This window comes from Allobosea sp. CER48 (assembly GCF_044752385.1).
Taxonomy (GTDB): Bacteria; Pseudomonadota; Alphaproteobacteria; order Rhizobiales; family Beijerinckiaceae; genus Allobosea.
Window position 1 is genome coordinate 1 of sequence record NZ_JBIWYK010000058.1, and the last position, 10621, is coordinate 10621.

The 10621-nt window shown below is 67.7% G+C and carries 9 protein-coding genes; all 9 read right to left on the bottom strand.

All coding sequences use genetic code 11. The features are described 5' to 3' along the window. Nucleotides 1-22: 22 nt before the first annotated feature. On the bottom strand, nt 23-1048 hold the full coding sequence (locus tag ACIPIA_RS04195) for a serine hydrolase domain-containing protein (RefSeq protein ID WP_400506973.1): 1026 nt from the start codon (nt 1046-1048) through the stop codon (nt 23-25). Between the two features lie 30 nt (nt 1049-1078). Then, nucleotides 1079-1873 carry an ABC transporter ATP-binding protein gene (locus ACIPIA_RS04200; RefSeq protein ID WP_400506975.1) on the bottom strand — a complete coding sequence of 265 codons (795 nt, stop codon included), beginning with the start codon at nt 1871-1873 and terminating at the stop codon, nt 1079-1081. Further along, a complete protein-coding gene (locus tag ACIPIA_RS04205) occupies nt 1870-2736 on the bottom strand; it encodes an ABC transporter ATP-binding protein (RefSeq protein ID WP_400506977.1) in 867 nt (288 codons plus the stop codon). The genes ACIPIA_RS04200 and ACIPIA_RS04205 overlap by 4 nt, the downstream gene beginning before the upstream one ends. Continuing rightward, entirely contained in the window at nt 2729-3655 is a 927-nt protein-coding gene (locus ACIPIA_RS04210; protein ID WP_400506979.1) for an ABC transporter permease, read from the bottom strand. Before ACIPIA_RS04210 ends, ACIPIA_RS04205 begins: the two co-directional genes overlap by 8 nt. Nucleotides 3656-3664: 9 nt before the next feature. Further along, complete coding sequence (locus ACIPIA_RS04215; RefSeq protein ID WP_400506981.1) at nt 3665-4735, bottom strand: ABC transporter permease; 1071 nt, start codon at nt 4733-4735, stop codon at nt 3665-3667. A 10-nt stretch (nt 4736-4745) separates the two neighbouring features. Continuing rightward, nucleotides 4746-6386: an ABC transporter substrate-binding protein gene (locus tag ACIPIA_RS04220; RefSeq protein ID WP_400506983.1), complete on the bottom strand. Its 1641-nt coding sequence runs from the start codon at nt 6384-6386 to the stop codon at nt 4746-4748. A gap of 88 nt (nt 6387-6474) precedes the next feature. Then, nucleotides 6475-7902, bottom strand: coding sequence for a M20 family metallopeptidase (locus ACIPIA_RS04225; RefSeq protein ID WP_400506985.1), 1428 nt, complete (start codon nt 7900-7902; stop codon nt 6475-6477). A gap of 30 nt (nt 7903-7932) precedes the next feature. Further along, complete coding sequence (locus ACIPIA_RS04230) at nt 7933-9747, bottom strand: S9 family peptidase (protein ID WP_400506987.1); 1815 nt, start codon at nt 9745-9747, stop codon at nt 7933-7935. Between the two features lie 10 nt (nt 9748-9757). Then, nucleotides 9758-10621: prolyl aminopeptidase (gene pip / locus ACIPIA_RS04235; RefSeq protein WP_400506989.1), on the bottom strand; the 864-nt coding region annotated here is incomplete at its 5' end.

Below are 10621 nucleotides of genomic sequence, written 5' to 3' on the forward strand. Positions count from 1 at the left end.
TCCTCCCGGTCCCCGCGCTCGCTCAGCCCTGCGGACGCGCCTCGAGGATGAGGCGCACCAGGCGGCCGAAATCGAAGCGGTTCACCTCGGTGCCCTTCTTGTCGGTGTCGACACGATGGACGATCACCAGATCGAGCGCCGGCATGACGAGGCAGGTCTGCCCGCCCACGCCCTGGGCGCTGTAGCTGCCGGCCGGCAGCACGACGCCAGGCAGGCCCGTGCCGGCGCGCTCGGTCCACCACATGTAGCCGTAGCCGCCGCGCGGACCCGCGTCGGAGAGCGGTAGCACGCTGGTCGCGACCCAGTTGGCCGGCACGATCTGCTCGCCGCGCCAGCGGCCCTGGCGCAGGAACATCAGGCCAAAGCGCGCGAGGTCGCGCGTCGACATGCGGAATGGATAGGCGGGATGAACGGAGCAATCGTCCGGCTCCAGCCAGCCGTCGCGCCGCTCGCCGTCGAGGCGGAAATCCTCCATGCCAAGGGGCCGTGCGATCCGCGCCAGGAAGTCCTCATGGACGCCGGCGCCGGTCAACGCCGTGAAGATCGTGCCGAGCGCGTTGAAATCCCAGTTGTTGTACAACCAGTAGGCGCCCGGCGGCTGCGAATGGCGCGGGGGCTTGATCGACTTCATCCAGGGGGACTCATAACCCGCCGGATGAAAGATGCCGGAGCGCGCCGTCAGCAGATCGTAGATCGTCGCGGCCTTCTCGCGCTCGCTCAGGCCTTCCTTGTCGTCGATGCCGAGCTCGGCAAGCGTGCGGGCAAGGTTGATCGTGCCCGCTTCCTCATGGATGCCGATCAGGGCGCTGAGAAAGCTCTTGCGAACGGAATGGCACTGGTAGCGATGCGCGAGATCACCGCGGCTCGCCACCACGCGCCCGCGCTGCACGATCATCACAGTCGCGGTGGCGATCGTGTCGGCGAAGCGCCAGGCCCGGTCGAGCCCGGCGCTGGACCAGCCTGCCGCGTCCGGCTTCACGGTCTCCCAGCCCTGCATGGGCCAGAATTCTCCGACCGGGCTTTCGCCCGCGATGACTGCCTTGTCCATTGTCCGTTTCTCCGCCGTTCCCGCCATCGCTCACGTCGCCGGGCGATAGCCCGTGCTCGCCTCGAGGAATTCGCGCGTATAGGGCTCGCGCGCCCGGCCGGCGCGGACATCCTCGGCGCTCATCTCCTCGAGGATGCGACCCTCGCTCATCATCGCGACCCGCTCGCACAGATGCGTCACCACGGCGAGGTCGTGGCTGACCATCAGATAGGTGAGGTCGCGCTCGCGCCGCAGCTGCTTCAGCAGGTTCAGGATTTCCGCCTGCACGGAGACGTCGAGGGCCGAGGTCGGCTCGTCCAGGAGCAGCAGCTCCGGCTCGATGATCAGCGCCCGCGCGATCGCGACGCGCTGGCGCTGGCCGCCGGAGAGCTCGTGCGGGAAGCGGTAGCGGAAGGACGGGCCCAGCCCTACGGCGGTGAGAATCGCGTCGATCCGCTCCTGCGGCCGGTCGAAGCCATGGATCTTCAGCGGCTCGGCCAGGACGTTCTGCACCATCTTGCGCGGATGCAGCGAGGCGTAGGGATCCTGAAACACCATCTGGACGCGGCGGAAGAAGGCCTTGTCGCGCTGGCGGGGCACCTCGCGGTCGTGGAAGCTGACCGTGCCGCCATACTCGCTGTTGAGGCCGGCGAGCGCACGCAGCACCGTGGACTTGCCGCAGCCGGATTCGCCGATCAGTCCGAAAGCCTCGCCATGGCGCAGCGTGAAGGAAACGTCATCCACCGCCGTCAGCGCCGCGGCGCCGCGGCCGAAGACGATGGCCAGATTCTGGACGGCGAGGATCGCCGGGCGGAACGCCGCGATGTTCGGGTCGAGCGCGCTCATGCCGGGGCTCCGCCGTGCAGGGTCGGACCGTCGAGCCAGGCCGGGTCGCGGCTCGGCACCTGCAGCACGTCTGTCGGGCGGTCGAGCCGCGGCAGGCTGTCGAGCAGGGCCCGCGTGTAGGGATGGCGTGCGTTGTGCAGCTCGCGGGCCGGGATGTCTTCCATGATCCGGCCCGCGTACATCACCAGTACGCGGTCGCAGAAATCCGCCACGAGGTTGAGGTCATGGCTGATGAAGATCAGCCCGGTGCCGCGACGCGTCACGAGCTCGTCGAGGATGGTCAGCACCTGCCGGCGCACGGTGACGTCGAGGGCGGAGGTCGGCTCGTCCGCGATGATAAGGTCCGGCTCTGGAATCAGCATCATCGCGATCATGATGCGCTGCCCCATGCCGCCCGAGACCTCGTGCGGGAAGAGCTGGAAGACCCGGGCGGGATCGCGGATCTTCACGGCTTCCAGCATGGCGAGCGCGCGCGCCTCCGCCTCCCGCCTGCCGACGCGGTGATGCAGCCGGTAGGCCTCGGTGATCTGCTGGCCGACCCGCATCAGCGGGTTCAGCGAGAATTTCGGGTCCTGCAGGATCATCGAGATGCGGTTGCCGCGGATACCCTGCATCTGGCGCTCGCCGGCGGCGAGGAGGTCGATCCCGTCGAAGCTCAGCCGCTTCGCCTGGATGCTCGCAGTCTTCGGCGTGAGCTTCAGGATGGTGCGCCCGGTCAGCGACTTGCCGGAGCCGGATTCGCCGACGATGCCGAGCTTTTCGCGGCCGACGCTGAACGAAATGCCGCGCACCGCCTGCACCGTGCGGTGGGCACCCTTGAAGGAGACGTGGAGGTCCTCGACCTCGAGCAGCGGCTTAGCCATGGCGCGGATCCAGGATGTCGCGCAGGCCGTCGCCGAAGAGGTTGAAGGCCAGGCTGGTGATGAGGATGGCGAGGCCGGGCGCACCGGCGATCCAGCCATTGGTCAGGATGAACTCGCGGCCGGAGGCGAGCATAGCGCCCCATTCCGGGCTCGGCGGCTGCGCGCCCAGGCCGAGGAAGCCGAGGCCCGCCGCAGTCAGGATGATCGCGGCCATGTTCAGGGTGATGCGCACCACCACGGAGGGAATGCACATCGGCACGACGTGGCCGAGGATGATCCTGAGCGACGAGGCGCCCTGGAGCCGCACGGCGGCGATATAGTCCGATTTGCGGATCGACAGCGTCTCGGCGCGCGCCAGCCGCGCGATCGGAGGCCAGGCGGCGAGTGCGATGGCGATGATCGCGTGGTCGATGCCGGGGCCGAGCGCGGCAACGAAGGCCAGCGCCAGCACCAGGCTCGGGAAGGCCAGGAAGATATCGACGACGCGCATCAGCACGATATCGACCCAGCCGCCGAGATAGCCCGAGGTCGTGCCGATGATCAGCCCTAGCGGCGCCGCGATCACCGCCGTCAGCAGGGCGATGTAGAGCGTGATGCGGGCGCCGAAGACGAGCCGGCTGAAGATGTCGCGCCCGAGCTCGTCCGTACCGAGCCAATGCGCAGCCGACGGCCGTTGCAGGCGCTGCGTCAGGTCCTGGGCATAGATGTCGTGCGTCGCGATCAGCGGGGCGAACAGGGCGACGAACACGATCAGCACGATGATGGCGAGCCCGAAGATCGCCGATGGATTCGACCTCAGCCGCCACCAGCTCAGGGAAAGCTGCTGCATCCGGGCCTGGAATGGCGAGGACGGGACCGGCGCGGCGAGCCAGGCCCTGAAGCCCTGTCCCGCGGCATGGTCGGTGGATTGCGATGCCATGGCGGTGCCTCAGCGGGTGCGCGGGTCGAAGACCCGGTAGAGCAGGTCGCACAACAGGTTGAGCGTGACGAAGATGACGCCGACCAGCAGCGTGCAGCCGACCACGGCGTTCATGTCGCCGGCGAGGAGCGCATTGGTCAGGTAGCGGCCGAAGCCGGGCCACGCGAACACGGTCTCGGTCAGCACCGCGCCTTCGAGCAGGAAGGCGTAGGAGAGCGCCACGACGGTCACCACCTGCACGGCGATGTTGCGGAAGGCGTGGGTCCAGACCGTGCGCCACCAGGACAGGCCCTTGACCCGCGCGGTCACGACATATTCCTGCCCGAGCTGCTCCATCATGAAGCTGCGCGTCATGCGGCTGATATAGGCGAGCGAGCCGAAGGCCAGGATCGAGGCCGGCAGGATGATGTGCGACACCGCGTTGCCGAACATCTCCCAGTTTCCGGCGAGCGCGCTGTCGATCAGCAGGAAGCCGGTGACCGGCTCAAGGTCGAACTCGTAGGTGAAGTCGATGCGGCCAGGGCCCGCGACCCAGCCCAGCGTCGCGTAGAACAGCACGAGCCCCATCAGGCCGAGCCAGAAGTTCGGCGCGGAATAGCCGACGAGGCCGACGACGCGGACGATCTGGTCGACCCAGGAGCCGCGATACATCGCCGCCAGAACCCCGAGCGGGATGCCGATGCTGGTGCCGATGATGATGGCGACGCTGGCGAGTTCGATCGTCGCCGGGAAGACGCGGGCGATATCCGCCATCACCGGCTTGCCGGTGGTCAGCGCCATGCCGAAATCGAGATGCAGGACGCCCCAGATATAGCGACCGAACTGGACATAGAGCGGCTGGTCGAGGCCGAGCTGCTTGTACATCGCCTGATAGGCTTCCTGGGTCACGTTGTCGCCGAGCACGGCGACGACGGGATCGAGCGGCAGCAGGCGGCCGATGAAGAAGGTCAGCGCCGCAAGCCCGAGCAGGGTGACGGCGAAGGAGGCGAGGGTCCGGCCGGACGCCCGAAGCCAGGACGGAAGCGGGTTCCGCCCTGGATCGGAGCTCAGGCCGGGCGCCGCAGCGGCAGTCCGGGACATCGCGACGGCCTTACTTCGCCGCACGCTCGTAATAGGTCCGGAAACCGTTCCAGGTCCACGACTTCAGATCCTTGCGCACGCCGGCGACGCTGTTCATCTGGAACATGAAGGCCATCGGCCCCTTGGCCATCACATCCTTCTGGATCCCGGCGTAAAGGGCGTCGCGCCTGGACGGGTCGGCCTCGAGCAGCGCTTCGTCGATCTGCTTGTTGAGAGCGATGTCCTGATAGGCGGAGCGCCAGCTCGGATATTGCGTCTGCTTGGCCTCCAGCCGGTTGTCGGGATTGAAGACGAGGCGCGAGGCGTTGCCGTGCGCGTCCGGGACGCCGGTCTGCCAGGCCAGCATCGCAGACTGGTACTCGCGCCCGCGCACCTTGCTGAAAAGCTGGGCGTTGGCCATGCGTTCGAGCGAGAGTTTCACCCCGACCTTGGCGGCATTCTGCTGGACGCTCTGTGCGATCGGGTTGGCATGCGGCAGCGTGCCGAAGATCATCGTCGCCTCGAAGCCGTTGGGATAGCCGGCCTCCGCCAGGAGCTGCTTGGCCTTGTCGAGGTCCAGCTTGAAGGGCTGCCCCTCCTTTTCGTCCAGCGCGCCGACCGCGCCGAGCTGCGCGAAGCTCGCGCGGGGAACGCCGAGATAGGTCATCACGGTCTTGGCGAGGCCGTCATAATCCACGAGATAGCGCATCGCGAGGCGCACCTTCTCCTTGGAGAAGGGACCGTCCGCGACGTTGAAGCCCCAGTAGAAGAGCTGCGGCCTCAGCACCTTGACGATCGAGACGTCCTTGGACGCTTCGAGGTCCCTGAGATCCTCCGGAGTCAGATCTCGCGCCACGTCGACATCGCCCTGGCTGAGCAGCAGGCGCTGGGTACCGGGCTCGGCGACATGCCGGATGAGCACGCGCTTCAGCCCCGGCGCCTTGCCCCAATAGCCGTCATTCGCTTCCAGCACGATCGACTCGCCGGCATTCCAGCGCGTCAGCTTGTACGGGCCGACGCAGGCGGTGCGCGTGGTCAGATACTTGTTGCCGAGGTCGCCGCCCTGCTCGTTCGCCATCAGGGTCTTCTTGTCCATCACCATGGAGACCCGGTTGGCGGCGATCGCCTGCAGCACCAGCGTCGTCGGATAGGGCTTGTCGAGTTTGAGGACGAGCGTGTCGGCGCCGGTCGCGACGATGCTCTGCTCGACATTGTCCTTGGTGAAGCCGTACTCGGTCAGGGTCGCGGCATTGCCGAAATTCAGCTTGACGACGCGATGCAGCGACCAGGCGACATCCTCGGCGCTGACGGCATTGCCGGAGGGGAACTTCGCGTTCTTGCGCAGATGGAAGGTGATTTCCTTGCGGTCCGGCGAGACGTCCCAGCGCTCGGCGAAGCTCGGGATGACCTTGCGCTCGTCCGCAGGGTCGAAATCGACCAGCGTGTCGCAGGTGTTCTGCAGGATCTCGTTGGTGACGACCTCGCCGACCTGGGCCGGATCGAAGGTGCTGATCGCATCGACGTTCCAGGCCATCACCAGGGCGTTCTTCGGGGTCGCGGCGACAACGACGCCAGCCGCGGCACAGAGAGCCGCGGCGGCCACGGCCGCCGAGAGAAGCGTGCGCCCGGCCAGGCTTCGCGTGGTTCCGGTCTCGTCGTTATGGTTGGCCATTTCTGGTATCCCGCTCTTTGCTTATTGTTTGATCGAAACCTCTCCGTCGCCCGGGCCGAAGCGCTCCCGCTTCCCCGGGGATTCCGGCTCAGGCAGCCGCCGGACGCGGCTTGATCGGCGGCTTCACATCCGCCGGAATCGGGCAGACATAGGGCGTCCGGGTGACCCGCTCCTGGTGGTCCTTCCGGGCCCGTGCCAGCAGCGTCTCGTCGCTGATCACGTCGACCGCCGTCGCCGCCATGATCTTGGCCGCATGCACCATGCCCTTGTGGGCTGCGGGTGCCTTGCCCTGCGCCGTGATCTGCCAGGAATGGCCGGGCGTCCCGATGGCATGGGTCGCGACCCGCGCCTGGATGGTCGGGACCTTCCAGCTGACGTCGGCGACATCGGTCGAGCCGATCATCGGCACGCCCCTGGTGCCCTGCGGGACGACGAAATCGCAGAGCGGCGTGTCCTCGCGCGGCGCGATGCCGGTGCGGCGATAGTCGTTGAGAATGTCGTTGGCGCCGAGCGTAGCCTGAATCCGCGCCGCATAGGCCTTGTCGGCCGCATCGAACGGCACTGGACCGAGCCGGTCGATATTCCGGAACATCGCGTCCTCCAGCGGCGTGTTGCCGAGCATGTTGGAGACCGCACTCATGATCGAGATCGAGACCGTGGTCTCGGTCATCAGCGCCGCGCCCTCGGCAATCTTCTTCACGCGTTCGTTCAACTCCAGCATGCCGGCGAGGTCGCGGGCGCGGATCGCGTAGCGCACCTTGGCCGAGGCCTGCACGACATTCGGCGCGATGCCACCCGCATCGAGATAGGCGTAGTGGATGCGGGCATCGGACGGCATGTGCTCGCGCATGTAGTTGACGCCGACATTCATCAGCTCGACCGCATCGAGCGCCGAGCGGCCGAGATGCGGCGCTGCCGCCGCGTGCGAGGCGCGGCCGGTGAACTGGAAATCCATCCGGGTGTTGGCGAGCGACAGCGCGTCGTCCACCTTCGTCATCGTGGCCGGATGCCAGGTCAGGGCCACGTCGACATCGTCGAAGGCACCTGCGCGCACCATGAAGGCCTTGGCTGCGCCGCCCTCCTCCGCCGGGCAGCCGAAATAGCGCACGCGCCCCGGCCGGCCGGTCTCCGCCAACCAGTCCTTCACCGCCGTCGCCGCCAGCAGGGCGGCCGAGCCGAGCATGTTGTGGCCGCAGCCATGGCCATGGCCGCCGGCCTCGACCGGCTTCGGCTCGGCGATGTTCGCCTCCTGACTGAGGCCCGGCAGCGCGTCGTACTCGCCGAGGATGGCGATGACCGGGCCGCCCTCGCCCGCCTCGCCCATCACCGCCGTCGGGATCCCCGCGACATTCTCGGTGATGCGGAAACCCTGCTCCTTGAGCATCGCGATGTGCTCGCCGACCGAGCGGTACTCGGTGTAGGCGATCTCGGGCATGCCCCAGACGCGGTCGCTCAGCGCCTCGAAGGGCTGGCGCTTGGCATCGACGAGCTCCCAGACGACCTCGGAATTCTGCATGGCTGGCGTCCTTTCAGACCTTGTGAGCGCTCACAGATGCTCGCGCAGGAAGCGGGCGACGCCGCCGAAGACGCTGCGCCGGTTCTCGATCCGCGCGAAACCGTGGCCCTCATGCGGGATGCGCAGATACTCGGCCGGGCGACCGAGGCCGCGCAGCACGGAATAGATCATCTCGCTTTCGCCCGGCGGCACGCGGGGATCGTCGAGCCCCTGCGCGATGAAGAGCGGCACGCGGACATGGTCGAGCTTGTGGATCGGCGAAAAGCGGATCAGGCTCTCGCGATCGGCGACCGGGTCGCCATATTCGACCGCGCGCAGATAGCGCCGCCACGGCCCGGTCGTCTGCAGCATCGTCAGGAAATTGGCGATGCCGTAGAACTCGATTCCGACCTTCCAGAGTTCCGGCTGCTCGGTCAGTGCCGCCAAAACCATGAAGCCGCCATAGGAGCGGCCATAGACGGCGACGCGCTCGTCGTTCACGTCGGATTGCTCGCGCAGCCAGAGCCTCACCGCCTTGAGATCGGCGACGCTGTCCATGCGCAGATGCTTGTCGTCGAGCTGGTGATAGCGGCGGCCATAGCCGGTCGAGCCGCGGACATTCGGCGCGATCACCATGATGCCCTGGCTCAGGAAGAACTGCAGGTCGGCCCGGAAGATCGGGGTCCACTGCGCCTCCGGCCCGCCATGGACGACCACGACCGCCGGATAGCCGCCTTCCGGCGGCTTGCCGCGCGGCCGGTAGACGAAGAACGGCACCTCCAGTCCGTCGAAGCTCCTGGTGCTCGCGACCGTCGGCTCGACGAAACCGGCCGGATCGAGTCCGGCCTTCGAGGCATCCGTCAGGCGCCTGACCTGCTTCGTCGCGATATCGAAGTGCCAGATATCCGGGGACGCCGTCGAACCATCCAGCGGGAATACGAGCCCTGAACCGTCAGGCAGCCAGGCGACGGAACCGATCGAGCCGGGCGGGAAGCCATCGACCTCGAACTCGGCCCCGCCGGCGATGTCGCGCACGAATACGCGGTTCCAGCCGCGATCATTCGCGACATAGGCGAGGCGCTTCTGGTCCGGCGCGAGCGCCACGGCCTCGACATCCTGCCCGTCGCGCTCGACGATCCATGCGAGCGTGCCGTCGGCCGCCGAGCGGAAGGCGACACCGAGGAATTCCCGGCCCTGGTCGGTGATGCTGAAGAAGCCGCTGCCATCCTTCTTCATCCGGCTGGCGGCGTAGCGTGCGCGGCCTTCATGCGGCAGCAGCGCCTCGCGCGCACCGGTTTCGAGATCGAGCCGAAACAGGTCCTGGTCGTTCATCGAATGGGTGGCGTCGGCGATCAGGAGCGAGCGGCCATCGGGGAAGAAGGCGACCGCCTCGCGATAGCCGTCGCCTTCGAAGATCCGCCTCGCCGCCCGCGTCGCCATGTCCATCACGTAGATGTCCATGTGCTCGCGGTCGCGCGCGTTCGAGGCGAAGGCGATGCGCTGCCCGTCCGGCGCCCAGCAGCCCCAGACATGAACCACGGTCGGATCGTCGGTCAGCGGCTCCGGGACACCCGAGGCGCCGGGCACGAGCCAGAGCTGGTGGCGCTCGTCCCCGCCGCAATCCATGGTGAAGAGCAGGTCGCGGCTCTTGGGGTTGAAGGCGATAGCCCCGACCGGCTCCGGCATGTCGGTGAGGCGCCAGGGCGCGCCGCCGGCCACAGGCTTCAGCCAGATCTGATGCGTACCGCTCTCGTCGCCGAGATAGGCCAGGAGCTCGCCGTCCGGCGCCACAGCCGGGCTCTTGGCGCCGCGGATTTCGAGATAGGGCTCGATGCCCAGGCGAATCTGGCCGGCAGCTTCGTACATGACTGTTCCTTCAGGCCGCTCGGGCCAGCATGGAGTCGCGCAGGCGATCGGTCGCTTCGCGCAGGGCGAGCGACAGGGCAGGCGCGCTCGGCGTCGCCGCGTGATTGGCTTCCGTCACGATGGTGAAGCGCGCTTCGGGCCAGGCCGTCTTCAACCGCCAGGCCGTGCACATCGGCGTCACGATATCGTAGCGCCCCTGCACGATCTCGGCCGGCAGATGCCGGATTCGCGGGACGTCGCGCAGCAATTGGCCGGGCTCGAGGAAGGCGCCGTTGACACAGTAATGCGTGAAGATGCGGGCCAGCGCGAGCGCGGCGTCGGGTTGAGTCAACGCTGCCACGTGCTCGGCATCCGGCAGGAAGGTCTGCGTCTTTCCGGAAAAACTGCGCAGGGCGATCGCCGCCGCCATCTGGAGTTCGGGATCAGGGCCGGTGAGCCGGCGATAAAAGGCGCCGAGCAGGTCGTCGCGCTCCTCCTCCGGCACGAAACTGGCGAAGACTTCCCAATGATCCGGGAAGATCGTGCGCGAGCCGTGGAACCACCAGTCGATCTCGGGGCGCTCCGCCATGAAGATGCCGTGCAGGCGGAAGCCAAGGCAGCGCTCGGGATGGGCCTGCCCATAGGCGAGCCCCAGGCAGCTGCCCCAGGAGCCGCCCGTGACGAGCCAGCGCTCGATGCCGAGATGTCCGCGGATCCGCTCGAGATCGGCGATGAGCGCCTGCGTGGTATTGCCGGCGAGCCCGGCCAAGGGGCGCGAGCGGCCGGCGCCGCGCTGGTCGAAGGTGACGATGTGGAAGGCAGCCGGATCGAAGGTCCGGCGCTGCGCCGGCTTGGTGCCCGCTCCGGGGCCTCCATGCAGGAAGACGACGGGAAT

What these genes read in the sequence shown, in the direction of transcription:
- ACIPIA_RS04220 (WP_400506983.1), bottom strand. Translation starts at nt 6,386, where the DNA reads ATGGCCAACCATAACGACGAGACCGGAACCACGCGAAGCCTGGCCGGG.
- ACIPIA_RS04210 (WP_400506979.1), bottom strand. Translation starts at nt 3,655, where the DNA reads ATGGCATCGCAATCCACCGACCATGCCGCGGGACAGGGCTTCAGGGCC.
- ACIPIA_RS04195 (WP_400506973.1), bottom strand. Translation starts at nt 1,048, where the DNA reads ATGGACAAGGCAGTCATCGCGGGCGAAAGCCCGGTCGGAGAATTCTGG.
- ACIPIA_RS04230 (WP_400506987.1), bottom strand. Translation starts at nt 9,747, where the DNA reads ATGTACGAAGCTGCCGGCCAGATTCGCCTGGGCATCGAGCCCTATCTC.
- ACIPIA_RS04225 (WP_400506985.1), bottom strand. Translation starts at nt 7,902, where the DNA reads ATGCAGAATTCCGAGGTCGTCTGGGAGCTCGTCGATGCCAAGCGCCAG.
- ACIPIA_RS04200 (WP_400506975.1), bottom strand. Translation starts at nt 1,873, where the DNA reads ATGAGCGCGCTCGACCCGAACATCGCGGCGTTCCGCCCGGCGATCCTC.
- ACIPIA_RS04205 (WP_400506977.1), bottom strand. Translation starts at nt 2,736, where the DNA reads ATGGCTAAGCCGCTGCTCGAGGTCGAGGACCTCCACGTCTCCTTCAAG.
- ACIPIA_RS04215 (WP_400506981.1), bottom strand. Translation starts at nt 4,735, where the DNA reads ATGTCCCGGACTGCCGCTGCGGCGCCCGGCCTGAGCTCCGATCCAGGG.